The sequence below is a fragment of the Nocardioides cynanchi genome (assembly GCF_008761635.1).
Classification (GTDB): Bacteria; Actinomycetota; Actinomycetes; order Propionibacteriales; family Nocardioidaceae; genus Nocardioides; species Nocardioides cynanchi.
This window is the reverse complement of the sequence record NZ_CP044344.1, coordinates 62,730-87,213: the sequence shown is the minus strand read 5'-3', so window position 1 is coordinate 87,213 and position 24,484 is coordinate 62,730. Positions and strand designations below refer to the sequence as shown.

Sequence of the window (24,484 nt, the reverse complement as noted above, 5' to 3'; positions counted from 1 at the left end):
CACCACAGTGACGTCTGTACGGTGTCACAATGCCGTCACAGCCTTGGATCGACCTGCGCGCTCCGGGACGCCTGCTCCGGAGCGTGCCCGACCTGAGGTTCCTGCTCGGAGCCGGGCTGGTCTCGATGACCGGCGACTGGCTGCTGGGCATCGGTCTCGCCTACTCGGTCTACGCCCTCACCGGCTCCACGCTGGCGTCGGCCGCCACCCTGCTCTCGTCGTTCGTCCCGCAGGTGGTGGTGGGCAGCATCGCCGGGGTCTTCGTGGACAGGTGGGACCGCAAGCGGACCATGGTGGTCGCCAACCTCGTGCTGGCGGTCGGCCTGCTCCCCCTGCTGCTGGTCTCGGGGGCGCACCGGATCTGGCTCGTGTACGTCGTGCTGGCCGCGGAGTCGGTCGTGGAGGTCTTCTTCGCCCCGGCCGAGCAGGCCCTGCTGCCCCGGGTCGTGGCCGACGAGGACCTCGTCGCGGCGAACGGGCTGAACGGCCAGGTCCGCAACCTGGCCCGCCTCCTCGGCTCCGGGCTGGGTGGCGTGACCGCTGCCCTCGGGGGCATCACCGCGATCGCCGCCGCGGACGCGGTCACCTTCCTGCTGGCGGCGTTCCTGGTCTCTCGGATCCGCACCTCGGGCCGGCCCCTCGACGCGTCGTCCGACGACCCCACCGACGTCGTCCGTAGCCGGCTCGCCGGGCTGGCCGAGGAGTGGCGGACCGGGCTCCGCGCCACCTGGCGCTCGCCGGTGATCCGGATGTTGCTGGTCTTCACGCTGATCACGAGCACCGGCGAGGGGATCATGGGCACGCTGTTCGCGCCCTACGTCCGCGAGGTGCTGCACGGCGGCGCCCAGGTCTACGGGCAGATCAGCGGCGTGCAGGCGATCGGGGGGATCGTCGGCGGCTTCCTGGTGGCCAGCCTCGGGTCCCGCTGGTCGCCGGCGGTGATGCTCGGCGCCGGTGCCGTGGCGTTCGGGCTGGTGGACCTGGCGATCTTCCTCTATCCGCTGCTCCTGGTCTCGCCCTGGCCGGCGGCCGTCGGGATGATCGTGGTCGGCCTGCCCGGCGCGGTGACCGTGGCCGGCCTCCAGACCCTGTTCCAGCGGCACACCGTGGACGCCGAGCGCGGCCGGGTGTTCGCGCTCGGCTCCCTGGCGTCGTCGGTCACCGTGGTGCTCGGCTCCCTCGGGGCCGGGCTGCTCGGTGGGTCGGTCGGGATCATGCCGGTCCTGGCCGTCCAGGGCGTCGGGTACGTCGTGGCCGGGCTGCTCATGCTCGCCACCCTGGACGGCGCCACCGCCCGGGCGTCGGCCGCCGCCTCTCTAGACTTGCCCGGCACGACCCCCTCGCGCTCGTAGCCCAATGGCAGAGGCAACGGCTTTAGGTGCCGTCCAGTGAGAGTTCGAATCTCTCCGAGCGCACACCGGCCCACTCCCCCGCGACTCCACGCCGATCGGCGGGTCGGGGAGAAGCTTTCCCCGGTTCACCGGTGAAACCGTCGCTTCCCAGCCGAAATTCCGGCCGAGAGGCGACGATTTCGGCTGGGAAGTCCGGGCCTTCCGACGACCCAGCCCGCCGGGGCGGCGCCGCCCAGGACCGGTGGCCCGGCTCAAGGGGTCAGCAGGTCGGCGATCTGCGGGGCGATCTCGCGCAGGGCCCGGCCGCGGTGCGAGACGGAGTCCTTGTCGGCGGCATCGAGCTCGGCGGTGGTCCGTCCAGGGAACTCGACGGCCTCGAACAGGACGTCGTACCCGAACCCGCCGCCCCCCCGGGTCTCGCGGATCACCCGGCCGTCCATCCGGCCCTCCACGACCAGCTCGGCACCCTCCGGGCGACCGGCGCTCGGCGGCGCGCAGAAGGCCACGGCGCACGCGAAGTGGGCGCCACGACGGTCGTCGGGAACGTCGTGGAGCTGGTCGAGGAGCAGGGCGTTGTTGCGGCCGTCGTCCTTGGGCGGCCCCGACCAGCGGGCCGAGAGCACTCCGGGCATCCCGTTCAGGGCGTCGACGCACAGGCCGCTGTCGTCGGCGACGCTCGGCAGCCCCGTCGCGGCCAGCCCGGCCCGCGCCTTCAGGGTGGCGTTGCCGACGAACGTCGGCTGGTCCTCGACCGGCTCGTCGTACGGCGCGACGTCGTCGAGGCCGAGCACCTCGACGCCGGGCAGGTGGGCCTCCAGGATCCGGCGCATCTCGAGCAGCTTCTTGGGGTTGCGCGACGCCAGGAACACCCGCACCGACTCGCCCACCGGCTAACTCTCCAGCGCGACCCGCTGGAGCCGGGTCAGCTCGGCGCAGCCACCGGCAGCGAGGTCGAGCAGCGCGTCGAGCTCGGCGCGGTCGAACGGCGCGCCCTCGGCGGTGCCCTGGACCTCGACGAACGAGCCGGAGCCGGTCATCACGACGTTCATGTCGGTCTCGGCGCGGACGTCGTCGTCGTAGTGCAGGTCCAGGCGCGGCGATCCGTCGATGATGCCGACGCTGACCGCCGCGACCGAGTCGGTCAGCGGCTCGCCCTTCAGCGCCCCGCGGGCCCGCAGGTGGGTCACCGCGTCGGCCAGCGCGACGTACGCCCCGGTGATCGCGGCGGTGCGGGTGCCGCCGTCGGCCTGGAGGACGTCGCAGTCCAGGACGATGGTGTTCTCGCCGAGCGCCTTGTAGTCGACCACCGCCCGCAGCGAGCGCCCGATCAGCCGGGAGATCTCGTGGGTCCGGCCACCGATCCTGCCGCGGACCGACTCGCGGTCCGAGCGGGTGTTGGTGGCGGCCGGGAGCATGGCGTACTCCGCGGTCACCCAGCCGAGCCCGGAGCCCTTCCGCCACCGGGGCACGCCCTCGGTGGCCGAGGCCGCGCAGAGCACGCGGGTCCGGCCGAACTCGACCAGCACCGAGCCGGCGGCGTGGTCGAGCCAGTGGCGGGTGATCGTGATGTGGCGCAGAGCGTCGTCGGCGCGGCCGTCACTGCGGGCAGGGCTGTCGGGTCGGGGGGCGTTCATGCCCCGACCCTAGTGACCCCTACTTGACCTCGGCCCGCCGGATCCGCCAGATCCCGATCGCGAGCGGGATCACGAGCCAGATGAACCCACTCACCGCCAGATGGGCCCACTGGGTCCCGGTCAGGGGCATGTCGTAGAGCTCGTTCTGGGCGGCCTGGAAGTCGATCCAGCCCACGAGCGAGTTGAACCACGACATCAGGGCGGCGCCGAGCGCGAACAGCCCCGGGAGCACCCACTTGTAGATGAAGAAGACCACGATCGCGGCGGGGGTGTTCAGGAGCAGGCAGGCCAGGGCGAAGCCGCCCAGCATTGCGAACGTCTGGTTGATCACGAAGCCCGCGAAACCCGACCAACCGAACGTCCAGTCGATGCTCTGGTGGCTCTGGAGGGCGCCGTACAGGAGGTTGCAGACCAGGCCTACCACCAACGCGAACGCGATCACGAACGCGGTCAGGGTGACCCCCGCCAGCAGCTTGGCGACCACGATCCGCATCCGTCGCGGCTCCAGGGTGAAGGTCGTCATCGCCGTGCGCTGGCTCCACTCGCTGGTCACCAGCATGATGCCGACGACCGGTAGCAGGATCGAGGACACGAAGGCTGCGGCGCCCACGAAGTCGCCGTACTGCGCGGTCGCGTCGCTGTGCGTCGCGACCACGGCGAGGAAGATCCCCTCGGCCAGCAGCGCGGCCCCGATGGTGATGCCGACCAACCAGCGGCCGGCTCGGGTGTCGACTGTCTTGCGCAGCTCGACCCGGAACAGTCGCGAGAACGGGATCGACGTGGTGCCGGAGATGTCGAGGCCGACGGGGGCGGTGGTGGTCATGCGGATACCTCGCTCTGGAGTGGCTCGCGCTGGGTGTCGGCGGTCAGCTCGAGGAACAGGTCCTCGAGGCCGCCTTCGTTCCCGGCGCGCAGGTCGGTGAGCACGATGGACTTCTCGGCGGCGACGCGTCCGACGTCGACCGGCTCGGCGGTGACCCGGATCCCGGCTCCGGCCGGGGTCGTGTGCAGGCCCTTGGCGGTGAGGGCCGCGTCGAGGGCGGCGTTGTCGAGAGACGTGACCAGGGTGGTGGACGCGCCCCCGGTGGCGGTCGCGAGCAGCTCCTGACGGGTGCCCCGGGCAACGATCTTGCCGTTGCCGATCAGGATCATCTCGTCGGCGATCTGCTCGACCTCGTGCAGGAGGTGGCTGGAGAGCAGCACGGTGCCGCCCTTGTCGGCGTACCCCTTGAGGAGGCCGCGCATCCAGCGGATGCCCGCGGGGTCGAGGCCGTTGGCCGGCTCGTCGAGGATCAGCACGGTCGGGTCGCCGAGGAGAGCGTGGGCGATGCCGAGCCGCTGCCTCATCCCGAGTGAGTAGTTGCGGACCCGGCGCTTGGCCTCCTTGGCGTCGAGCGAGACCAGGGCCAGCATCTCGTCGACCCGCGACCCGGGCAGCCCCATGGTGCGGGCCCCGAGCTCGAGGGTCTCCCGGCCGGTGCGGCCCGCGTGCTGAGCGGACGCGTCGAGGAGGACCCCGACATGGCGACCCGGGTTGGGGATGTCGCGGTAGTGCAGACCCCCGATCGTGACCTCCCCGTGGCTGGCCGGGGTGAGCCCGACCATGACCCGCATCGTCGTGGTCTTGCCCGCGCCGTTGGGCCCGAGGAAGCCGGTGACCGTCCCCGGCTCGCACTCGAAGCTGATGTCGTCGACTGCGATGAAACTCCCGTAGGCCCGAGTGAGCCTTTCCACCTTGATCATGGGGTCCACCCTGCCCTATCGGGGGAGGCAGAGGGATCAGGGATGACCCCGAGTCACGAAATGGAGTACGACGCGCCCGGCACCGCGGCCACGACCTCGCCGTCGCAGGTGAGTCGCGCTTCGGCCACCATCGCGTCGACGTCGTACCACGGCGGGACGTGGGTGATCACGAGTCGAGGCACCTCGTTGCGCGCGGCGACCTGGCCGGCCTGGTGCCCGGTCAGGTGGACGTCGGGCGGGTTGGCCTCCCCGTGGTGGAACGACGCCTCCGCCAGGAGCAGGTCGGCTCCACCGGCCAACCGGTCGAGCGCGTCGCAGGGGCCGGTGTCGCCGGTGTAGGCGAGCGTGCGACCCTCCGCGGTCACCCGGACGGCGTACGCCGGCACCGGATGCGCGACCCGCACCGGCTCGACCAGGAAGGGGCCGATCTCGACCGGCGTGATCTCCGCGGACCCGTCGGCGTACTCGTGGAAGTCGAACTCGCCTGACATGTCGTCCTCGTTGGCCAGGTCGTAGGCGCGCGTCATCCGCGCCGCCACGCCGGCCGGTCCCCAGACCGGGATCGGAGGCAGGGCGCCACCGGGGTGGTACTTGCGCATCACGTAGTAGCCGCACAGGTCCAGGCAGTGGTCCGGGTGCAGGTGGCTGAAGAAGACGGCGTCCACCGCGTCGGCGTCGGCGTACTCCTGGAGGGCGCCCAGCGCGCCGCTGCCCAGGTCGAGCAGGATCCGCCAGGTGCGGCCGTCGGCGTCGTCGGCCTCGACCAGGTAGCAGCTCGCTGCCGAGCCGGGTCCGGCGAAGGAGCCCGAGCAGCCGATCACGGTCAGCCTCATCGCAGGCCCCCGGCGAACTGGGCGGCCATCGCGAGCTCAGGCCCCAGGAAGCGGCGGCCGATGTGCTCGAACTCCTCGGGCGCGCCGGTGGTCAGGAAGTGGTACGACGGGTCGCCGCCGTCGCGCATCAGGTCACGGCCGACCAGCATCTTGTAGACGTCCTTGGCGCACTCCTCGGCACTGCTGACCAGCGTCACCTCGTCGCCCACGACGTAGGAGATGACACCCGTGAGCAGGGGGTAGTGGGTGCAACCGAGGATCACCGTGTCGACCTCGGCGGCGACGAGCGGGTCGAGGTAGTCGTGCGCCGCGGCGAGCAGCTCCTGCCCACCGGTCACCCCGGCCTCGACGAACTCCACGAAACGCGGGCAGGCGCGGGTCGTGAGCTCGATCTGGGGCGCAGCGGCGAACGCGTCGTCGTAGGCCAGCGAGTCGGCGGTGGCACGGGTGCAGATCACGCCGATCCGGCCGTTGCGGGTCGCCGCCACGGCCCGACGCGTCGCCGGCAGGATCACCTCGACCACCGGTACGTCGTAGCGCTCGCGGGCATCACGCAGCATCGCCGCGCTGGCGGAGTTGCAGGCGATGACCAGCGCCTTCACGCCCTGGGCCACCAGGTGGTCGAGGCATTCGAGGGCGTACTCGCGGACCTCGCCGATCGGCTTCTGGCCGTAGGGCTGCCGGGCGGTGTCACCGAGGTAGACCAGGGACTCGTGGGGCAGCTGGTCGATCACCGACCTGGCCACCGTCAGGCCGCCGAAGCCGGAGTCGAAGATCCCGATCGGCGCATCGAGGGACAACGGGGACACAAACGCACAGGGTAGGTGGTCCCACCCCCGGCCCGCACTCCGACGCGACCGACGTCACGCGGATCGGTGACCAGCCGGCGGGTCGGTGGTCGAGCGATGTCGAGAGCAGCCCGAGCCGGGCTTACTCGAAGAGCTTGGCCTGCGGCGGCCCGAGCGAGGGGTCGACGCCGTCGAACAGACTGCTGACCGACTCGCCGGCATGGATCCGGGCGATCGCCTCGGCGAAGAGCCCGGCCACGGTGCGCACCTTCAGCTCCGGCCAGTTCGCGGGAGCCGGCACCGTGTCGGTGGTGACCACCTCGGAGATCATCGGATGGTCACGCAGCCGCTCGACGGCCTTGCCGACGAACAGCCCGTGGGTGCAGGCGATCGCGGCGTCGGTGCAGCCCTGGTCACCGAGCCGGTCGAGGAGCTCGATGATCGAGCCACCGGTGGCGATCTCGTCGTCGAGCACGATGGCTCGCTTGCCGACCACGTCGCCCACGATCGAGTCGATCACCACCCGGTCGTCGGCCAGGCGGCGCTTGTTGCCGGCCGCGACGTTGAGGCCGAGCAGCCGGGAGAACTGGGTGGCCGTCTTGGCGTTGCCGAAGTCGGGCGAGACCACGACCGCGTCGGAGAGGTCCTGGGCGAGGAAGTGGTCGGCGAGGATGCCGAGCGCGGTGAGCTGGTCGACGGGCACCGAGAAGAACCCGTGCACCTGGGGTGCGTGCAGGGTCATCGTGATCACGCGGTGCACACCGGCGGTGGCCAGCATGTCGGCCACGAGGCGGCCGCCGATCGAGATCCGCGAGGCATCCTTCTTGTCCGAGCGCGCGTAGGCGTAGAACGGGATCACCGCGGTGATCGAGCCGGCACTGGCTCCGCGAGCGGCGTCGATCATCAGCAGGAGCTCCATCAGGTGCTCCTGCGTGGGCGGCACCAGCGGCTGGACGATGAAGACGTCGCGCTGGCGGCAGTTCGCCTGGAGCTGGGCCTGGAGGCAGTCGTTGCTGAACCGCGTCATCTCCACCGACGAGAGCGGGACCTCGAGGTCATGGCAGATGGCCTTGGCCAGGGGACGGTGTGCGGACCCGCTGAAGACGACGATGTTGCGGTCGGGCACGGGCACTCCACGTGGGCTGGGCTCGGCGGTCGGCTCAGGGTAACCCGAATCCGGCGAAGCCGCCCCTCAGGCCCAGAGCTGCCCTTCGAGCCGGTCCTCGGCCTCGTCGATGGTGCCTTCGTAGGCACCGGTGGAGAGGTACTTCCAGCCCCCGTCACAGACGATGAACACGATGTCCGCCCGCTCCCCCGCCTTCACCGACCTGACGGCCTGGGCGAGGGCCGCGTGCAGGATGGCGCCGGTCGAGATGCCGGCGAAGATGCCCTCTCCCTCGAGCAGCTCACGCACCCGGCGTACGGCGTCCCGCGGGCCCACCGAGAAGCGGCTGTCGATCAGCGAGTCGTCGTAGAGCTCCGGGACGAAGCCCTCGTCGAGGTTGCGCAGGCCGTAGACCAGCTCGCCGTACCGCGGCTCGGCAGCGACGATCCGGACCCCCGGCTTGTGCTCGCGGAAGAACCGCCCGACCCCCATCAGGGTGCCGGTGGTGCCGAGGCCGCCGACGAAGTGGGTGACCTCGGGCAGGTCGGCCAGGATCTCGGGGCCGGTGCCCTCGTAGTGCGCCAGGGCGTTCGCCGGGTTGCCGTACTGGTAGAGCATCACCCAGTCGGGGTGCTCGGCGGCGATGCCCTTGGCGACCCGGACAGCCTCGTTGGACCCGCCGGCGGCGGGCGACGACACGATCTCGGCACCCCACATCTCCAGCAGCTGACGGCGCTCCTGCGAGGTGTTCTCCGGCATCACGCAGACCAGGCGGTAGCCGCGCAGCTTGGCCACCATCGCGAGGGAGATGCCGGTGTTGCCGCTGGTCGGCTCGAGGATCGTGCAGCCGGGTCGGAGCAGCCCGTCCTTCTCGGCGTGCTCGATCATCGCCAGGGCGGCCCGGTCCTTGATCGAGCCGGTCGGGTTGCGGTCCTCGAGCTTGGCCCACAGCCGGACGTCGGCACTCGGCGAGAGCGTCGGGAGCCCGACCAGCGGGGTGCCGCCGACCGAGGCCAGCAGGTTGTCGTAGCGCATGGGGTGAGTGCCTCCGGTGGGTCAGCGCAGGAAGTGCTCGGGGTCGAAGTCGGACAGCGGGATGATCCGGACCCGCGGCAGGGGCGCGTTGAAGGCGGCCACGTCGTCCTCGAGGTCGAACAAGGGGATGTCGAGCCCGGTGAGCTGGCCGCTGACGAACTCGCGGAGCGCGAGGAGCCCGAGCCGCCGACCGTCGTCCAGTGCGCCCAGCTGCGGCGCGAAGTCACCGTCGTGGCTGCACAGCATCACGTCGGCGTCGTGGCCCTTCAGCGCCTCGAGCGTACGCTGGATGCCGACGTCGACGACCTTCTCGTCGGAGCTGCCGGCCAGCGGGACCGGCCGGTAGCCCATTGCCAGCAGGGCCTGCACGAACGGCAGGGGCATGTTGCCGTTGCTGGCGTTGAGGAAGAACAGCCCCATGGCCGGCTGGCCCCACGTCGCCTCGGCGAAGGACGTCAGCCGCTCCCAGCGGGGCCGCTCCTCGGGCTGGGGCCGCCGGTTGAACAGGGACGTGCCGAGCGTCGCGTCGATGTTCTCGCCGTCGACGAGAAGGAAGGTACGACGCGGGTCGCTCATCCCCGGTGCGCGAGCCGGTCGAGACCGCCGCCGGCGACCGCCGGCAGGACGACCACCTGGTCGCCGTCGGCGACCGGGGCTTCCAGGCCGCCGAGGAACCGGACGTCCTCGTCGTTGACGTAGACGTTGACGAAGCGGCGCAGGTCGCCGTTCTCGATCAGGCGGTCCTTGAGGCCCGGGTGGTTGGCCTCCAGGTCGTCGATCAGCGCGCTCAGGCTGCTGCCGCTCGCGTCGACGGCCTTCTGACCGGCGGTGTAGGTGCGCAGGATGGTCGGGATCCGGACCTCAACGGGCATCGGGCTGGTCTCCTGGGTCGGTGGGGGTCTCGGGCAGGACGTCGACCACGATGACCTCTTCCTCGGTCACCTGACCGTCGACGATCCGATACGACCTGAACTCCACGGGGCCGTCGTTATTCCCGTGCTCCCGCGTGCTGACCAGCACGTAGTGGGCCCCAGGCTCGCTCGCGAGGCCGATGTCGGTGCGGCTCGGGTAGGCCTCGGTGGCCGTGTGCGAGTGGTAGACGACGACCGGCTCCTCGTCGCGCGCCCACAGTTCCTTGTAGAGCGCGAGCAGCTCTGTGGAGTCGAACTCGTAGAACGTCGGGCTGCCGGCCGCGTTCACCATCTCCACCAGCCGTTCGGGGCGATCGCTGCCCTCCGGGCCGGCCACGATGCCGCACGCCTCGTCGGGGTGGTCCCGCTTGGCGTGCGCCACGATGCCGTCGTACGTCGTCCGCGCGAGGGTGAGCACGCCGTTCAGGGTAGTGAACCGCCGGGTACGACGACGCCCCGGGACCGAGGTCCCGGGGCGTCGTTCGTGTGGTCTCGACTTCGCTCGACCACCGAGATGGTCGCTCGACCACCGAGATGGTGCGCGACCACCGAGATGGTCGCTCGACCACCGAGATGGTCACTCGACCGCCGAGGTGATCAGGGCAGGTAGTACATCGGGTTCGGGATCTTGTAGGTCGAGTCCGCGAAGCCGCCCTTCAGGTCGCTGAACTGGTCACCGAAGTTGGCGACGATGTCGACACCGAGGCTCTCGATGTGCTGACGGGTCAGCGACTTGTACTGGACCGTGGTGCAGGCCGGGGCGCAGCTGGACAGCCACGGCTCGGTCGCGCCACTGGCGTCCTTGAGGTAGACGTGGGTCGGGTCGACGTCGTAGCCGGCCCTCGTCAGGTTGAGGATGGTGCCGTCCTTCTGGGTGATCGGACGCCCGGTCAGGAAGTAGACCTGGTAACCGTGGGCCTCGGCCGACTTCTCCAGACCCACCATGCCGGGAACCGCCGGGAAGACCTGCGGGTCGGAGGCGTTGACGAAGTTGGCGTTCGTCGCCGGGTTGTACACGAAGTTGCTGAAGATCTCGTAGCTGTAGGTGTTCAGCGTCGTGTCGTCGATGTCGAACAGGATCGCCTTGTTCGCGGTCCGCTTGTGGTGGTGGCTGAGCTCCTTGGCAGCGCGGGCGGCGATGCCCTCGACCTCGTGGGCGTAGGCGCCGTCCGGGTTGAAGGTGTGGATGAACGTCGGCGGGTTGGTGGCGGTCCCGGGGGCGACGGTGGTGGTCGGCGTGTCGCCGTAGTAGGCCTTGATCGCGGTCTTGACCTGGTCGATGTTCTGGATCTGGTCGGCGCTGGTCGGTGCTGCCGGCGGAGCGGGGACGGCCTTGTGACCGTCGTGGGCGAGCGCCAGTCCGGGCACGGTCAGTGCCATGCCGGCAGCGAGCGACGCGAACGCGATGGTGGTGGTCCGCGCCGGGCGCTTGAGCGTGAGCTTCACAGAGTTCCTCCGAGTGGGTGCGTGTGGTGCGGTCACCCAAACACGGAGTCGGGCCAGACCACAAGTACGCCGTCGGACTACCCCAGGGCGTCGACCAGGGTCTCCTGGAGCGCCCCGATCCACTCGTAGATGTCGTGCGCCTGAGCCCGCGGATCGTCGTCGGGCAGGGCGTCCCAATAGGCCTCGTCACCCTCGACGACCTCCAGGCGCGTGGCCAGGGCCAGCCGGAGGTCGGTGAACGACTTCAGCCAGGTCAGGGCGCCCGGCTCGTCGAGCTCGACGTCGATCACCAGCCGCTCCTCTCCCAGCTCGGCGGGCAGCCCCGCCTCCTCCAGGGAGTCGATGACGAAGGCTGCGCCCGCCGCCTTGCCGTCGCGCAGGGCGCCCTCGGTGAACCGGCGGAACTCGGAGGCCGCCTCGTCGTCCTCGCCGTACGCCGTCGGGAAGAGACGGGCCAGCACGGGGTCCTCGGGCTCGGTGGTCGGCCCGTCGAAGCTGAGCATGGCCTCCAGCGGATCGGCGTGCTCGTGGGGTACGGCGGCCTCGTTGCGGAGGAGCTCGACCAGCTGGGAGGCCAGGGAGCGCAGCAGGTCGGCCTCGAAGCCGGAGAACGTGGCGATCAGGTGACCGCTCCGCCGGTGCCGCGTGAAGCCGCTCATCCGGGGTCCCCGCCGGAGCGAGAGCGCAGCGAGCGATCTGGTGCTGTGTTCACTGGCGTTCCAGGGTGGCCCACAGGCCGTACTCGTGCATGGCCTGGACGTCGCGCTCCATCTCCTCGCGGGAGCCGTTGCTGACCACCGACCTGCCGTCGTGGTGCACCTCGAGCATCAGCTTCTCGGCCTTCTTCTTGTCGTAGCCGAAGTAGGTGCGGAACACGTAGGTCACATAGCTCATCAGGTTCACCGGGTCGTTCCAGACGATGGTCACCCAGGGCTTGGAGACCAAGGTGATCTCGTCGGGGGTGAGGTCAGGCTCGACCTCGACCGGGCTCGTGGTCGCCATGGGGCCATGGTGGCACAGCCGGGACGTCGCCCCGGCCCTACGCTGGGCGCGTGCCCGCCTCGACCGCGTTGCTCACCGACCACTACGAGCTGACCATGCTCCAGGCGGCCCTCGGCTCCGGGACGGCGCAGCGCCGGTCGGTGTTCGAGCTGTTCCCCCGCCGCCTCCCGGAGGGCCGTCGGTACGGCGTCGTGGCCGGCGTCGGCCGGGCGCTCGACGCGCTGGAGCGCTTCCGCTTCGACGACGAGGTGCTCGAAGCGCTGCGCGACGTCGTCGACGAGCGCACCCGTGAATGGCTGGCGTCGCACCGGTTCACCGGCGACGTCTGGGGCTACGCCGAGGGTGAGGTGTACCTGCCGTACTCGCCGCTGCTGGTGGTCGAGGGCACGTTCGCCGAGGCGGTGTTGCTGGAGACGCTGCTGCTCTCGATCTACAACCACGACTCGGCGATCGCCTCGGCGGCATCGCGGATGACCAGCGTGGCCGGCGACCGCCCCTGCATCGAGATGGGGTCGCGCCGGACGCACGAGGAGGCTGCGGTCGCCGCGGCCAGGGCCGCGTACGTCGCCGGCTTCGCGACCAGCTCCAACCTCGCGGCCCGTCAGCGGTACGGCGTACCCACGGCCGGCACCAGCGCACACAGCTTCACCCTCCTCCACGACACCGAGGCCGACGCGTTCCGGGCGCAGGTCACCTCCCTCGGTGAGGGCACCACGCTGCTCGTCGACACCTACGACATCCGCGAGGCGGTGCGGCTCGGCGTCGAGATCGCCGGCACCTCACTGGGCGCCGTACGCCTCGACTCCGGTGACCTCGGCGAACTGGCCCATCAGGTGCGACGGCAGCTGGACTCCCTCGGGGCGACCTCGACCCGGATCGTGGTGACCAGCGACCTCGACGAGTTCGCGATCGCGGCGCTGGCCTCGGCGCCGGTCGACGCGTACGGCGTCGGCACGCAGCTGGTGACCGGCTCGGGCCACCCGACCTGCGGCTTCGTCTACAAGCTGGTCTCCCGGGAGGGCGACGACGGCGCGATGGTCTCGGTGGCCAAGCGGAGCACGGACAAGATCTCGATCGGGGGCCGCAAGTACGCCCTGCGTCGCCGCAGCGCCGCCGGGGTGGCCGAGGCCGAGGTGGTCGGCATCGGCGAGGCGCCGATCGACGACGGAGACGACCGGTCGCTGCTCGTGCCGCTGGTGCGGGGTGGCGAGGTCGTCGGTCGCGAAACCCTCGACGCCGCCCGGGACCGCCACCATGCGGCCCGCGCCGAGCTGCCCCCGGCGGCCCAGCAGATGTCCCGCGGCGAGCCGGTGATCCCGACCCTCCACGTCTGAGCGGGCCCGGAGGACCCCGGGGCAGCCCGTCCACTCCGCGTCACCGCCGCACGAGCGGCCCCGATAATCTCGACCCATGACCCGCGCGCTGATCGTCGTGGACGTGCAGAACGACTTCTGCGAGGGCGGCTCGCTGCCGGTGACCGGTGGCGCCCGGGTGGCCAGCGACATCGGCGAGCTCCTGCACCTCTGGACCCGGCAGGGGCCTGACGCCCCGGCGTACGACCACGTCGTGGCCACCAAGGACCACCACGTCGACCCGGGCGCCCACTGGGCGCGGGAGCCCGACTTCGTGGACTCGTGGCCGGTGCACTGCAAGGTCGGGACCGACGGCGAGGCGTTCCACCCCAACCTCGATCCGCAACCCTTCGACGCGATCTTCCTCAAGGGCGAGCACGCAGCGGCCTACTCCGGCTTCGAGGGCCGTACGACGGGTGGGGACGGCCTCGCCGAGTGGCTGCGCCGGCGCGGGGTCGAGCAGGTCGACGTGTGCGGGATCGCCACCGACCACTGCGTCCGGGCCACCGCCCTCGACGCGCAGGCGGAGGGGTTCGAGACCCATGTGCTGACCGCCCTGTGCGCCGGTGTCGCGGCCGAGACGACCGAGGCGGCGCTCGTCGAGCTGGCCGGGGCCGGCGTCACCCTCGACTGAGGTCGGCGAGGGGCCCGGCGACCCGCGGCGCCATCGCCTCGGCCAGGGCGACCAGCCCGCTCATCGGCCGGATCATCACCCGGAACTCGCTGACCAGGCCCACTTCGTCCACGGTCACGAAGTCCGCGCCCTCGAGCTCTCGGCCACCCACGGACGCGGTGAACATCAGCACGTGCCCCCGGCTCCCGGAGGAGGAGTCCTCGATGAAGGTCCGCACGTAGCGGAAGTCCTCGAAGGTCTCCATCGCCGCCCGCAGGAAGACCATCGTGGCTGCCCGGCCGGCGTACGGCTTGAACAGCGCCGGGCTGCGGAACACCACGTCCTCGGCGAGCAGCGCCTCGACGGCGGCGGCGTCCTTGGTCTCCAGGGCCCTGCGCAGCTGCTCCATCACTCCCCCTCGAACTCCGGGCGGCGGCGCTCGGCGAACGCCCGCATCCCCTCCGCCGCGTCGGCGGTCCGCAACAGCATCGTCTGCCCGGTGCGCTCGCGCTCCAGCGCGTCGTCGAGTCCTCGGAGCGACGCCGCGTTGACCGCGCGCTTGGTGGCGGCCAACGCGAGCGGGGCCGCGGCTGCCAGCCGGCCCGCCACCTCGGACAGCACCGTCTCGAAGGCGTCGTCCTCGGCCAGGTGGCTGACCAGCCCGGCGTCGTAGGCCTCACGACCGGTCAACGGCTCGGCCAGCAACGCCATCCGCATCGCCCGGGCCCGGCCGATCGACGAGGCGACGGTGGCGCTCGAGCCGCCGTCCGGCATCAGCCCGATCCGGGTGAAGGCCAGCAGGAACGACGCCGACTCCGAGGCCACGCACAGGTCGCTGGCCAGCGCGATCGAGCAGCCCACGCCGGCCGCGACGCCGTGGACGCCGGCCACCACCGGCCGGTCGAGTCGGGTGATCGCGCGTACGATCCGGTTGGCCCGGTCCAGAGCCCGCACGTCGAGCTGCATCGGGCCGTCCGGCGCCGAGATGTCGGCGCCGGCGCAGAAGGCTCGACCCGCGCCACGGAGCAGCACGACGCGCAGGTCGTCGTACGACGCCGCCTGCTCGAGCTCGTGGGCGACGGCGTCGGAGAGCTCGTCGGTCAGCGCGTTGAGCTGGTCCGGCCGGTCCAGGGTCAGGGTGAGCACGCCGTCGGAGCGCGTCACTCCCAGCGTCGTGGTCATCCGCCCCACTTCTCGGCGAGGGTGCGGACCACCTTCACGTTGCGGTTGGTCGCCACGCCCAGATGCTTCTCCACGACCGCGTTGTCGAGCTTGGCGGAGTGGTAGTCGTCGCCGAGCAGCAGGTGCGCCGCGCGACCGCGCACCTCGGCCCGCTCACCCTCCTTGCCGGCTCCGTCGAGCTTGCGGACCGCAGCCGCGGTGGGGGCGTCCTTCAGCAGCGAGACGTAGCGCAGGCCGTCGTGACCCTCGGCGAGCTCGTCGGCGTCGGCGGCGACCCGGCTCAGCTCCCGGGGCGTGAAGACGATGGTCGGCACCTCGAAGCCCGCCGCACTGCGGAACGCCTTCTCCAGGGCGGCCTCCACCTTGGCCCGGCTGCGCAACGGCGTCGTGACCCGGACGTTGCCGGTGTTGATGTAGGTCTCGACGTCGGTGCACCCGGCGGCCTCGCAGGCCTCCACGATGGCGGCCTTGGCGAACATCCGCTTCCCGACGTTGATCGCACGGAGGAACGCGATGTACGTAGGCATGCGCCCATCCTGCCGTTCGCGGTGGGGCCGGTCCATCGGTCGCCTATGTAGGCTTCCCCGGTGCCCAGCGACCTGGAGAAGCAGAGCGGCGAGCTCGTCGTGTACGCCGCGCGGCTGGTGCGGGCGATCCGCCGTCGGGTCGGACATCCGGCCGGCATCCGGATCCTCGCGCTCCTCGACGAGCTGGGCCCGCAGGGGGTCACCGCCCTGGCCGAGGTCGACCGCGTTCCTCGCAGCCGACCGTCTCCGGCGCCGTACGCCATCTGGAGGAGCAGGGCCTGGTCGCCAAGGCGGCCGACCCCGACGACGCACGTCGCTCGGTGGTGCGGCTGACCGTGGCGGGCCGGAAGCGCCTGGTCGACGCGCGACGTGACAACGGTGCGGTCGTCGCGGAGCGCCTGGCGCGCACCGGTCACACCGCCGACGAGGTCGCGGCCGCGGTGGCCGTGCTCCGCGACGTGATGGCCGAGCAGCCCTAGGTGATCGTGAGCGGCTGCCCGTTCGCCACCAGCCGCCAGTCCACCGAGGCGAACTGCGTCGGGTCGATCGTGTGGTGCGCCCCGACCCAGTCGATCAGCAGCTGCCGGATGTCGGTGGAGTTGCTGTAGAGCACCGGCGCGGTGCTCACCGCCGGGAAGCCGCCACCGCCGCTCTGCCGGTAGTTGTTGACCGCGAGGGCGAACTCCTGCGCGGGCGTCACCGGGTTGCCGCCGTAGGCCAGGCCGATGATGCGGGAGCCGACCGGCTGGGCGAGGTCGACGTCGTAGCTCAGTCGGGCGTCGAGCCCGGCGATCGTGTCGAAGTTGTAGTCGGGGATCGGCACGCCCTGGGACGGCGCGTTGGTCACCTGGTCCATCGAGTAGCTGCCGGGCCCGGGGACCTGCCGGAAGTAGCGCATGGAGTACTCGAGGTAGTCCTTGACCTGCTGCCCGGTCACCTTCACGGCGAACAGGAAGTTGTCGTAGATGTAGAGGCCGGCCACGTCGCGCCGGCTCACCTCGCCGGCCGGGAACGACGCGCTGCGGTTGAACGGCGCTGCGATCGAGAGCACGGGCAGCGACGCGTCCGAGCCGGTCAGGCCCTGCTTGACCGCGGCCGCCTGGACGTAGTTGACGAAGTCGATGATCGGGACGTCCTCGACCGGCGCGCGTGCGGCCGACATCGCCTGGGTGGAGGTGCCGATCACGGTGTTGACGTAGGCGACGACCTTGTCGTGCTGGGTGCGCACCGAGGCGGCCACCTCGGGGTCCTCGAGCGCCTCGTTGGAGTTCAGCGTCTGCGAGCTCGCCGAGGCCACCGACCAGCGGTTGCCGTGCCGGACCAGGTCGAGCTCCATCACCGCCAGCCGCATCCCCCAGAAGTCGGGCTCGCACAGCAGCACGGGACGCCCGGTCTGCTCGTTGGTGACCAGCTTCTGCGGGATGTCCACGTGGGCGTGGCCGACCAGGATCGCGTCGATGTCGGGCACCTTCGCGGCGACCAGCGACGAGGCGTTCTCCGGGTAGGGCAACGCATCGCCGTACGACGACGACGTGACGGCGCCGGAGTGCGCGGCGACGACGACCACGTCGCAACCCAGCTTCTTCAGTTTCGGCACGAAGACCGTCGCCTGCTCGACCAGGCCCGGGAACTCGATCCGGCCCGCGACGTTGTCGCGGTCCCAGATCGCGATGCCGGGGTTGGTCAGCCCCAGGATGCCGACCTTGAGGTCCGGGCCCTCGGGCATCCGGACCGTCTTGACGAGGTACGGCGTGAACACCGGCAGCTTGGTCACGGGGTCGACCGCGTTCGCACCGAGCAACGGGAAGTTGAGCTGCGAGGCGTACGTGCGCAGCAGCGGGATGCCGTAGTTGAACTCGTGGTTGCCCAGCGCCGCCGCGTCGTACCCGACCAGGTTCATGGCTGTGGCCATCGGGTGGGTGCCGCCGGACGTGATCGGCTCGACCTTGGCGTAGTAGTACGCGAGCGGCGTGCCCTGGATCGTGTCACCGGCGTCGAGCATCAGCAGCGGCTGTCCGGCCAGGCGGGCGCGCTGCGCCTTGATCAGCGTCTGCACCTTGGCGATGCCGATGTCGTTGTGCGCGGCGTCGTCGTACACGGTGTTCTTGTAGTAGTCCCAGTCGAAGACGTTGCCGTGCAGGTCGGTGGTGCCGAGAATCGTCAGCCGCGTGCTGTGGCCGCCGTGACCGGAGGCTGCGGAGGCAGGCGACGCGGCATAGCCGGCGGCAGCGAGGGCGGCGGCGCCGGTGAGCACACCGCGACGCGTGGGGGCAGCTGAAGACATCCGAGAACCCTTCCGAGAGTGGGGTCACTGTCTACCGGACGACGGGCGGCCCCCGTCAAGCGGGTACGCCGGACCGTCACCCGGTGTTCACCGGCGCGGCCGACGCCTCCTGCCGGAGGGCGCGCCTCGTGCACACCGCGGCGTGGGACGGCGCCGGCGTCGGTGCGGCGTCGTACCGTCGACGTCGTGCCCTGCGACTACTGCGGCGTCGAGTTCGACCCCATCTCCACCAGATGGCTGTGCCCGCACTGCCACATGAAGGCCAACTGCTGCGACGGCGCCCCCCTCCCCGAGTCGGCGCAAACAGACAGCCACACCCCGCCGACTCGGCGCGAAGTGGCGCCCGCAGACCGCTGAGTCGGCGCAAACAGGCGTCCGTAGGGCGCTGAGTCGGCGCAAGCGAGCAGCTGCAGTACGCCGAGTCGGCGCAAACAAGCAGCCGCAGGCCGCCGAGTCGTCACATGACGGCTCAGCGGAAATCGGTCAGAGGTTGCCGCGGAGCTCCTGCTCGCGCTCGATCGACTCGAAGAGCGCCTTGAAGTTGCCCTTGCCGAAGCCCAGCGAGCCGTGCCGCTCGATGAACTCGTAGAAGACCGTCGGTCGGTCGCCCATCGGCTTGGTGAAGATCTGGAGCAGGTAGCCGTCCTCGTCGCGGTCGACCAGGATGGCCCGCTTCTTCAGCTCCTCGATCGGCACCCGCACCTCGCCGATCCGGGCCCGGAGCTCGGGGTCGTCGTAGTAGGCGTCGGGGGTGTCGAGGAACTCGATCCCGTTGTCGCGCAGGATGTCGACGGTGCGCAGGATGTCTCCGGTGGCCAGCGCGATGTGCTGACAGCCGGCGCCGTCGTAGAACTCGAGGTACTCGTCGATCTGCGACTTCTTCTTCGCGATCGCCGGCTCGTTGAGCGGGAACTTGACCCGGTGGTTGCCGCTCGCCACCACCTTCGACATCAGCGCGGAGTAGTCGGTGGCGATGTCGTCGCCGATGAACTCCGCCATGTTCGTGAAGCCCATGACCTTGTTGTAGAACTCCACCCACTCGTCCATCCGGCCGAGCTCGACGTTGCCCACGCAGTGGTCGATCGCCTGGAACAGCCGCTTGGGGTGGCCCTCGCGCCGGGTCACCTTCGTGGTGGACGCGACGTACCCGGGCAGGAAGGGGCCGTCGTACGACGAACGGTCGACCAGGGTGTGCCGGGTCTCGCCGTACGTCGCGATGGCGGCGATCCGGACCGTGCCGTGCTCGTCGGTCACGTCGTGCGGCTCGTCGAGGATCGTGGCGCCCGTCGAGCGGGCGTGGGCGATGCACTGGTCGACGTCGGGCACCTCGATCGCGATGTCGACGACACCGTCGCCGTGCGCGCGGTGGTGGTCGAGGACCGGGCTGTCGGGGGTCACGCCACCGGTGAAGACGAAGCGCGCGCTGCCGGAGCGGAGCACGTAGGACTTGCGGTCGCGGCTGCCGGTCTCCGGCCCGGAGTAGGCCTCGAGGTCCATGCCGAGCGCCAGCTGGTAGAACTGCGCGGTCTGGGTGGCGTTGCCGACGACGAAGCCGACGTAGTCCATCGCGGTGACCGGGAACGGGTCGCTGGACGCGTCGTACTCCACCAGGCCGACCAGTTGCTGCAGCTGCTCCAGGGTCAGGTCGGCCTTGAGCTCGTCGGCGGTGAGGGCGCCACCGGTGGACGGGGTGTTGTGGGTGGTCGTCATGCGCCACACCTTGCCCGGCGATGACAACCTGCGCAACAGTACGGCGAATCGTCGCGCAATCTGTCCAGCCGAGGAGCCCCAGATGGATGATCTTGACCGCAGTTTGCTCGGCTTGTTCGTCACCGATCCCCGGATCGGGGTGCTCGAGGCGAGCCGGAGGCTCGGCGTGGCCCGCGGCACCGTCCAGGCCCGCCTCGACAAGCTCAGCGGCGCCGGGGTGATCACCGGCTGGGGTCCGGAACTCTCGCCCGAGGCCCTCGGCTTCCCGGTCACGGCCTTCCTGACCCTCGAGATCCGGCAGGACAGCGCGGAGCACGGCGGCCACGACGCCGTCGCCCGGCACCTGGCGACCATCCCCGAGGTGCTCGAGGCGCATACGATCACCGGCGCCGGAGACCTCTGGGCGCGCGTGGTGGCGCGCTCCAACTCCGACCTGCAGCGGGTGATCGACCTCGTGCTCAAGGACCCGGCGATCGTCCGCAGCTCCACGGTGATCGCCCTGGCCACCCAGATCCCCTACCGGGTGCTCCCCCTGGCCCACTCGGGATAGTCCGGCACGCCTGGCACCTTCCAGGACCGTCCTGAGGTGCCTGGCGTGCCGGACTATCCCTGGGTGGGGGTACGACGTGGCAGGGGCTTGGTGAACCAGGCCTGCGCGTACGGGTTGTCGTTGTAGCGCTCGATGGCGCGGTAGCCGGCGCGCTCGTACATCGCGATCGCCTCCACCAGCGTTCCGTTGGTGTCGAGGTGGACCGAGCGGTAGCCCAGCCCGCGCGCCCGCCCCTCGAGCTCCGAGAGCATCCGGCCACCGAGCCCGCAGCCACGCCATTCCGGGGAGATCCACATCCGCTTGATCTCGCCGATGGTGCGCGAGTGCCGCTGGACTCCCCCGCAGGCCATCACCTCGCCGTCGATCCGGCCGACCACGAACACGCCGTACGGCGGCGCCAGGCCGGCCACGTCGGAGGTCGCGGCGTCACCGGGGTCGAACCCCCCGGGAATGCGCTCGTCCAGCTCGGCGAAGTAGCGGCGTACGGCGTCGACAGCGTCCGGCGAGCCCGCCGGCACGTCCTCGCACGTCATCGTCGCGGCCCGGACCAGGCGCCCGGCGGTGCCCAGCGCCTCGGTCAGGCGCCGGCGCTGGGAGGGCCCGAGCGGCCCGACCAGCTCGAGCGCCCGACGCTCCGACCGCTCCTCGAGCCGGGCGATCGCCCGGCGCCCCGACGCCGTGGGTACGACGACGCGGCGGCGCCGGTCGGCAGGGTCGCGGCGGACAGCGATCAGCCCCTCCTCCTCGAGCCCCCGCAGGAGCCGGCTGAGGTAGCCGGAGTCGAGCCCGAGCCGGCGACGCAGATCGAGCACGCCGGCCCCCTCGACCCCCATCTCGAACAGCAGCCGTGACGCGCCCAGCGAGCGGCCGGTGCCGAGGAAGGAGTCCTCCAGCGCGCCGACCCGCTGGCTCCACGCCCGGTTGAACCTCCGCAGCGTCTCGATCGCCGGATCCAGCTCGGTCTGCATTCTCTGACCATAGTCAGAGATCTGGGACGACGGAAGGATAGTCCGTGACCATTCGCAGGCGAAAACGCTCGACCGACCTGCCGTTCGTCACGGACTATCGGGAGAGGAAGCGTCAGCCGGTGGGGCGGGAGGCCCACTCGCGGAGGCGGTTGATCCGGGCGTGGAGCTGCTCGGCGTTGGCGATCGCGGCGGCGGGTCCGCCGAGCTCCTTGCGCAGGGCGGAGTGGGTGATCCCGTGGGCCTGCCCGGTGCGGTGGTGCCACGCCGCGACCAGCCCGTTGAGCTCGCGGCGCAGGATCGCCAGCTGCTCGTGGGTCGACAGCTCGCGCTCGGGAGCCGCCTCGGCCGACGTCGTACGACGTGAACGCTGGCGGTGGTGCAGCAGCTCGCGCACCTGCTCGTGGTCGAGCAGCCCCGGGATGCCGAGGAAGTCCATCTCCTCCTCCGACCCGACGTGCACGACGCCCTCGTGCCCGAACTCGCCACCGTCGTAGACCACCCGGTCAAAGCGCGCCTCCGAGCCGAGCGCCTCGAACGACCCCTCCAGCTCGTCGGAGGCCCCGACGTCGGCGTTCGCGCGGGCGAGGAGTTCCTGCTCGGCGGCGTAGAGGTCGTCCTCGTCGGTGATCCGGCGGCCGAGCACGTGGTCGCGCTCGAGCTCCATCTCGGCGGCGAAGCCGAGCAGGTTGGGGATCGAGGGCACGAAGATCGAGGCTGTCTCGCCCCGGGCCCGGGCCCGGACGAAGCGCCCGACTGCCTGCGCGAAGAACAGCGGGGTCGCGGTGCTCGTGGCGTAGACACCGACTGCCAGCCGCGGGATGTCGACGCCCTCGCTGACCATCCGGACCGCGACCATCCAGCGTGCGTCGGAGTCGGTGAACGCGGCGATCTTCTTGGAGCCGGTCTTCTCGTCGGACAGCACCACGGTGGGCGACTCGCCGCTGACCCGCTTCAGCAGAGCGGCGTAGGCGCGGGCCGAGTCCTGGTCGGTGGCGATCACCAGCCCACCCGCGTCGGGCACGTGTCGTCGTACCTCCGTGAGCCGGCGGTCGGCCGCGGCCAGCACCGACGGGATCCACTCCCCCGTGGGGTCGAGCGCGGTGCGCAGGGCCTGCGCGGTCAGGTCCTTGGTCAGCGGCTCGCCCAGCCGGGCGGCGATCTCGTCGCCGGCACGGGTCCGCCAGCTGAGCTCGCCGGAGTAGGCCAGGAACAGCACCGGGCGGACGACGTGGTCGGCCAGGGCGTGCCCGTAGCCGTAGGTGAAGTCGGCCACCGACCGCGGGATCCCGTCGCTGCCCGGCGCGTAGGTGACGAACGGGATCGGGTTGACGTCGGAGCGGAACGGCGTGCCGGTCAGGGCCAGCCGACGGGTCGCGGGCTCGAACGCCTCGCGCACGGCCTCGCCCCACGAGAGCGCGTCGCCGGCGTGGTGCACCTCGTCGAGGATCACCAGGGTCTTGAAGCGCTCGGTGCGGATCCGCATCGCCAGGGGGTTGACCGACACCCCGGCGTAGGTCACCGCGACGCCGACGTAGTCGGCCGACGTCTTGCCGGAGCCCGCGGAGTAGGTCGGGTCGAGCGGTACGCCGGCCCGGGCACCGGCCTCGGCCCACTGCAGCTTGAGGTGCTCGGTCGGAGCGACCACGACGACCCGGTCCACGATCCGGCGCCCCAGCAGCTCGGCGGCCGCGGACAGCGCGAAGGTGGTCTTGCCGGCCCCGGGTGTGGCGACGGCGAGGAAGTCGCGGGGTGCCCGCGCGACGTAGTCGGTCAGCGCCGCCGTCTGCCAGGCCCGCAGCAGCGGAGCCGTGCCCCAGGCCGCGCGCTCCGGCCAGGCCGGAGTGAGTGCGGGTGAAGGCGGGACGGCGGGACCGGGCAGGTGCCGCCCGCTCACTCGGTCGAGTCCCCGGAGTCCCCGCCGCCGGGCTTCATCTCGCCCCAGATCTCCTGGCACTCCGGACACACCGGGAACTTCTCCGGCGCCCGGCTCGGCACCCAGACCTTGCCGCACAGGGCCACCACCGGGGTGCCCATCACCATCGCCTCGGTCAGCTTGTGCTTGTCGACGTAGTGGCTGAAGCGCTCGTGGTCACCGTCGTCGGTCGGGACCGTGCGCTCCTCGATCCGCTCGTCGACGGCGGTTCCGGTCGAGAATCCGATCTGAGGCACCCGGCCAGCCTACGTCAGTTGAGCTCGGGATCGACCGGCCGGTTCATGTGCCACGCCAGCTCTCCGGGCTGGCGTCGCATCACCTCGCGCCAGAGGGTCGACTGGTCGGCACGGAAGGCGTCCGGTGCCAGCGCGGGTACGACGTACCAGTCGCCGCCGTCGACCTCACCCTCCAGCTGGCCGGCCCCCCAGCCGGCGTACCCGGCGAAGATCCGCATGCCCTCGACGGCCGCGTCGAGGTCGTCGGCAGAAGCGTCGAGGTCGACGATCGCGAGCCGGTCGGTCACCGGTCTCAGCCCCGGCGGCACCACCGCCGGGTCGTGGACCAGGGCGACCGCGAGCGCCCCCTCCGGCGAGACCGGGCCGCCACGGAAGAGGACCTCGGGCTCCGCGACGAGGTCGCCCCAGTCGGCCAGGACCGAGATCACCGGGACCGGGGACGGCCGGTTGAGGACGACGCCCATCGCGCCGTCCTCGTCGGCGTCGAGCAGGAGCACGACGGTGTCGGCGAAGTTCGGGTCGACCAGCTCGGGCGATGCCAGCAGCAGCATCCCCGCTCGGATCTCGGCCCTGGTCTCGCCCATCCGTCCATTCTGCCCGCCTGGCGGTCAGGCCGCGACGTACGCCCGGATCCGGCCGAGCAGCCCGGGACCGCGGTGCCCGGTGACCTCGGCCGGAGTCGTGGTCGGCGCCCAGCTCTGCCGGGCCCGCTCCTCGAGCGCCTGGCCGGCGGTCGCCGTCGCCGCGGTGTCCACGCCGGCCCGCCCGGCCATCGCGGCGAGCAGCACCCGCTCCTTGGCCTCCGAGGTGGCCATCACGAAGGCCATCTGCTCGTCGCGCGGCTCTTCCCGGTAGTGGTCCAGGATGGCGCGGGTCCCGGGCAGCTCGTCCGCCGCCGCGTGCCAGGCAGCGATCACCGCCGCCTCGAGGTCGAGCGGCCGCTGCAGGAGCTCGCGCTCGATCTGCCCCGACAGGCGGGTGTGCCAGCGCAGCTGGAGGGCGCCGAGCAGGCTGAGCTCGTCGCCGAAGGTCTCGAGGACGCCGTCGACGTCCATCGGCAGGAGGCCGTCGCGTCGCTCGTCGGCGGTCGCTGTCACGGCGCGGAGCACGTCTCCGCGGTGGTGGAAGGTGGTCCAGGTCATGGCCTGCCCCTCTCGTCGGTGGTCGAGGGGATCGATCGATCCCGCTCTCGACTCACATACCATTGGTACGTACTCAGAGTATGCAAAGAACCAGCGGTATGCAAAGGCGGGGCGTGTGACCCAGCCCACTCCCCCGGC

At 71.2% G+C, this 24,484-nt stretch carries 30 protein-coding genes and 1 tRNA gene; 7 read left to right on the top strand and 24 right to left on the bottom strand.

Features of this window, described 5'->3' with window-relative positions; all coding sequences use genetic code 11:
• The first annotated feature begins 29 nt into the window (after positions 1–29).
• Both E3N83_RS00535 and E3N83_RS00530 read left to right on the top strand, forming a co-directional pair.
• Entirely contained in the window at positions 30–1,352 is a 1,323-nt protein-coding gene (locus E3N83_RS00535) for an MFS transporter (RefSeq protein WP_151081495.1), read from the top strand.
• Positions 1,343–1,415 (top strand) — tRNA-Leu (locus tag E3N83_RS00530). Before E3N83_RS00535 ends, E3N83_RS00530 begins: the two co-directional genes overlap by 10 nt.
• Positions 1,416–1,603: 188 nt before the next feature.
• Here E3N83_RS00530 and E3N83_RS00525 read toward each other — a convergent pair.
• From E3N83_RS00525 to clpS, 14 genes are all read right to left on the bottom strand, one after another.
• A complete protein-coding gene (locus E3N83_RS00525; RefSeq protein ID WP_151081494.1) occupies positions 1,604–2,239 on the bottom strand; it encodes a non-canonical purine NTP pyrophosphatase in 636 nt (211 codons plus the stop codon).
• A gap of 3 nt (positions 2,240–2,242) precedes the next feature.
• The gene (rph, locus tag E3N83_RS00520) at positions 2,243–2,986 is read right to left on the bottom strand and encodes a ribonuclease PH (RefSeq protein ID WP_151081493.1); all 744 of its coding nucleotides are present in this window, start codon (positions 2,984–2,986) and stop codon (positions 2,243–2,245) included.
• A gap of 19 nt (positions 2,987–3,005) precedes the next feature.
• Positions 3,006–3,809, bottom strand: coding sequence for an ABC transporter permease (locus E3N83_RS00515; RefSeq protein WP_151081492.1), 804 nt, complete (start codon positions 3,807–3,809; stop codon positions 3,006–3,008).
• Complete coding sequence (locus E3N83_RS00510; RefSeq protein WP_191907891.1) at positions 3,806–4,729, bottom strand: ABC transporter ATP-binding protein; 924 nt, start codon at positions 4,727–4,729, stop codon at positions 3,806–3,808. Before E3N83_RS00510 ends, E3N83_RS00515 begins: the two co-directional genes overlap by 4 nt.
• Positions 4,730–4,782: 53 nt before the next feature.
• Positions 4,783–5,562: an MBL fold metallo-hydrolase gene (locus tag E3N83_RS00505; protein ID WP_151081490.1), complete on the bottom strand. Its 780-nt coding sequence runs from the start codon at positions 5,560–5,562 to the stop codon at positions 4,783–4,785.
• Positions 5,559–6,371: a glutamate racemase gene (gene murI / locus E3N83_RS00500; protein ID WP_151081489.1), complete on the bottom strand. Its 813-nt coding sequence runs from the start codon at positions 6,369–6,371 to the stop codon at positions 5,559–5,561. The genes E3N83_RS00505 and murI overlap by 4 nt, the downstream gene beginning before the upstream one ends.
• 121 nt (positions 6,372–6,492) lie before the next feature.
• On the bottom strand, positions 6,493–7,476 hold the full coding sequence (locus E3N83_RS00495) for a ribose-phosphate diphosphokinase (RefSeq protein ID WP_151081488.1): 984 nt from the start codon (positions 7,474–7,476) through the stop codon (positions 6,493–6,495).
• Between the two features lie 66 nt (positions 7,477–7,542).
• On the bottom strand, positions 7,543–8,490 hold the full coding sequence (locus E3N83_RS00490; RefSeq protein WP_151081487.1) for a PLP-dependent cysteine synthase family protein: 948 nt from the start codon (positions 8,488–8,490) through the stop codon (positions 7,543–7,545).
• A 21-nt stretch (positions 8,491–8,511) separates the two neighbouring features.
• The gene (locus E3N83_RS00485) at positions 8,512–9,066 is read right to left on the bottom strand and encodes an NYN domain-containing protein (protein WP_151081486.1); all 555 of its coding nucleotides are present in this window, start codon (positions 9,064–9,066) and stop codon (positions 8,512–8,514) included.
• Positions 9,063–9,362 carry a MoaD/ThiS family protein gene (locus tag E3N83_RS00480; RefSeq protein ID WP_151081485.1) on the bottom strand — a complete coding sequence of 100 codons (300 nt, stop codon included), beginning with the start codon at positions 9,360–9,362 and terminating at the stop codon, positions 9,063–9,065. The genes E3N83_RS00485 and E3N83_RS00480 overlap by 4 nt, the downstream gene beginning before the upstream one ends.
• Positions 9,352–9,819, bottom strand: coding sequence for a M67 family metallopeptidase (locus E3N83_RS00475; protein WP_151081484.1), 468 nt, complete (start codon positions 9,817–9,819; stop codon positions 9,352–9,354). Before E3N83_RS00475 ends, E3N83_RS00480 begins: the two co-directional genes overlap by 11 nt.
• 179 nt (positions 9,820–9,998) lie before the next feature.
• Complete coding sequence (locus E3N83_RS00470; protein WP_151081483.1) at positions 9,999–10,847, bottom strand: HAD family acid phosphatase; 849 nt, start codon at positions 10,845–10,847, stop codon at positions 9,999–10,001.
• Between the two features lie 77 nt (positions 10,848–10,924).
• On the bottom strand, positions 10,925–11,506 hold the full coding sequence (locus E3N83_RS00465) for a DUF2017 domain-containing protein (RefSeq protein ID WP_151081482.1): 582 nt from the start codon (positions 11,504–11,506) through the stop codon (positions 10,925–10,927).
• A gap of 49 nt (positions 11,507–11,555) precedes the next feature.
• Positions 11,556–11,849, bottom strand: coding sequence for an ATP-dependent Clp protease adapter ClpS (gene clpS / locus E3N83_RS00460; protein WP_151081481.1), 294 nt, complete (start codon positions 11,847–11,849; stop codon positions 11,556–11,558).
• A gap of 50 nt (positions 11,850–11,899) precedes the next feature.
• On the opposite strand from clpS, the gene E3N83_RS00455 reads away from it, so the two are divergent.
• Both E3N83_RS00455 and E3N83_RS00450 read left to right on the top strand, forming a co-directional pair.
• The gene (locus E3N83_RS00455) at positions 11,900–13,183 is read left to right on the top strand and encodes a nicotinate phosphoribosyltransferase (protein ID WP_151081480.1); all 1,284 of its coding nucleotides are present in this window, start codon (positions 11,900–11,902) and stop codon (positions 13,181–13,183) included.
• Positions 13,184–13,259: 76 nt separating this feature from the next.
• On the top strand, positions 13,260–13,835 hold the full coding sequence (locus E3N83_RS00450) for an isochorismatase family protein (RefSeq protein ID WP_151081479.1): 576 nt from the start codon (positions 13,260–13,262) through the stop codon (positions 13,833–13,835).
• Here E3N83_RS00450 and E3N83_RS00445 read toward each other — a convergent pair.
• Genes E3N83_RS00445 through E3N83_RS00435 form a run of 3 tightly spaced genes read right to left on the bottom strand, consistent with a single transcriptional unit; the run spans position 13,822 to position 15,523 of the window.
• Positions 13,822–14,223 (bottom strand): nuclear transport factor 2 family protein, encoded by a 402-nt coding sequence (locus E3N83_RS00445; protein WP_151081478.1) that lies wholly within the window; start codon positions 14,221–14,223, stop codon positions 13,822–13,824. The genes E3N83_RS00450 and E3N83_RS00445 overlap by 14 nt on opposite strands.
• Positions 14,223–14,996: an enoyl-CoA hydratase gene (locus E3N83_RS00440; protein WP_151081477.1), complete on the bottom strand. Its 774-nt coding sequence runs from the start codon at positions 14,994–14,996 to the stop codon at positions 14,223–14,225. Before E3N83_RS00440 ends, E3N83_RS00445 begins: the two co-directional genes overlap by 1 nt.
• Positions 14,993–15,523: a DUF1697 domain-containing protein gene (locus tag E3N83_RS00435; RefSeq protein WP_151081476.1), complete on the bottom strand. Its 531-nt coding sequence runs from the start codon at positions 15,521–15,523 to the stop codon at positions 14,993–14,995. Before E3N83_RS00435 ends, E3N83_RS00440 begins: the two co-directional genes overlap by 4 nt.
• Before the next feature lie 60 nt (positions 15,524–15,583).
• Between E3N83_RS00435 and E3N83_RS00430 the strand changes: the two genes are divergently transcribed.
• Together E3N83_RS00430 and E3N83_RS19680 are read left to right on the top strand one after the other, a co-directional pair.
• On the top strand, positions 15,584–15,856 hold the full coding sequence (locus tag E3N83_RS00430) for a hypothetical protein (protein ID WP_202879283.1): 273 nt from the start codon (positions 15,584–15,586) through the stop codon (positions 15,854–15,856).
• Complete coding sequence (locus E3N83_RS19680) at positions 15,787–16,002, top strand: hypothetical protein (RefSeq protein ID WP_202879375.1); 216 nt, start codon at positions 15,787–15,789, stop codon at positions 16,000–16,002. The genes E3N83_RS00430 and E3N83_RS19680 overlap by 70 nt, the downstream gene beginning before the upstream one ends.
• On the opposite strand, the gene E3N83_RS00425 is transcribed toward E3N83_RS19680, so the two are convergent.
• Together E3N83_RS00425 and hppD are read right to left on the bottom strand one after the other, a co-directional pair.
• Complete coding sequence (locus E3N83_RS00425) at positions 15,999–17,807, bottom strand: bifunctional metallophosphatase/5'-nucleotidase (protein ID WP_151081475.1); 1,809 nt, start codon at positions 17,805–17,807, stop codon at positions 15,999–16,001. The two genes, E3N83_RS19680 and E3N83_RS00425, sit on opposite strands and share 4 nt — an antisense overlap.
• A 483-nt stretch (positions 17,808–18,290) precedes the next feature.
• Positions 18,291–19,517 carry a 4-hydroxyphenylpyruvate dioxygenase gene (hppD, locus tag E3N83_RS00420; protein WP_151081474.1) on the bottom strand — a complete coding sequence of 409 codons (1,227 nt, stop codon included), beginning with the start codon at positions 19,515–19,517 and terminating at the stop codon, positions 18,291–18,293.
• A gap of 82 nt (positions 19,518–19,599) precedes the next feature.
• Between hppD and E3N83_RS00415 the strand changes: the two genes are divergently transcribed.
• On the top strand, positions 19,600–20,067 hold the full coding sequence (locus E3N83_RS00415; RefSeq protein WP_151081473.1) for an Lrp/AsnC family transcriptional regulator: 468 nt from the start codon (positions 19,600–19,602) through the stop codon (positions 20,065–20,067).
• A 53-nt stretch (positions 20,068–20,120) separates the two neighbouring features.
• On the opposite strand, the gene E3N83_RS00410 is transcribed toward E3N83_RS00415, so the two are convergent.
• From E3N83_RS00410 to E3N83_RS00390, 5 genes are all read right to left on the bottom strand, one after another.
• Positions 20,121–21,035, bottom strand: a complete 915-nt coding sequence (locus E3N83_RS00410; RefSeq protein WP_151081472.1) for a bifunctional helix-turn-helix transcriptional regulator/GNAT family N-acetyltransferase — start codon at positions 21,033–21,035, stop codon at positions 20,121–20,123.
• A 112-nt stretch (positions 21,036–21,147) separates the two neighbouring features.
• Positions 21,148–22,929, bottom strand: coding sequence for a DEAD/DEAH box helicase (locus tag E3N83_RS00405; protein ID WP_238342994.1), 1,782 nt, complete (start codon positions 22,927–22,929; stop codon positions 21,148–21,150).
• Positions 22,926–23,204 carry a DUF3039 domain-containing protein gene (locus tag E3N83_RS00400; RefSeq protein WP_151081471.1) on the bottom strand — a complete coding sequence of 93 codons (279 nt, stop codon included), beginning with the start codon at positions 23,202–23,204 and terminating at the stop codon, positions 22,926–22,928. Before E3N83_RS00400 ends, E3N83_RS00405 begins: the two co-directional genes overlap by 4 nt.
• Before the next feature lie 14 nt (positions 23,205–23,218).
• Entirely contained in the window at positions 23,219–23,788 is a 570-nt protein-coding gene (locus E3N83_RS00395; protein ID WP_151081470.1) for a YqgE/AlgH family protein, read from the bottom strand.
• 24 nt (positions 23,789–23,812) lie between these two features.
• Complete coding sequence (locus tag E3N83_RS00390) at positions 23,813–24,346, bottom strand: hypothetical protein (protein ID WP_151081469.1); 534 nt, start codon at positions 24,344–24,346, stop codon at positions 23,813–23,815.
• Between the last annotated feature and the right edge of the window lie 138 nt (positions 24,347–24,484).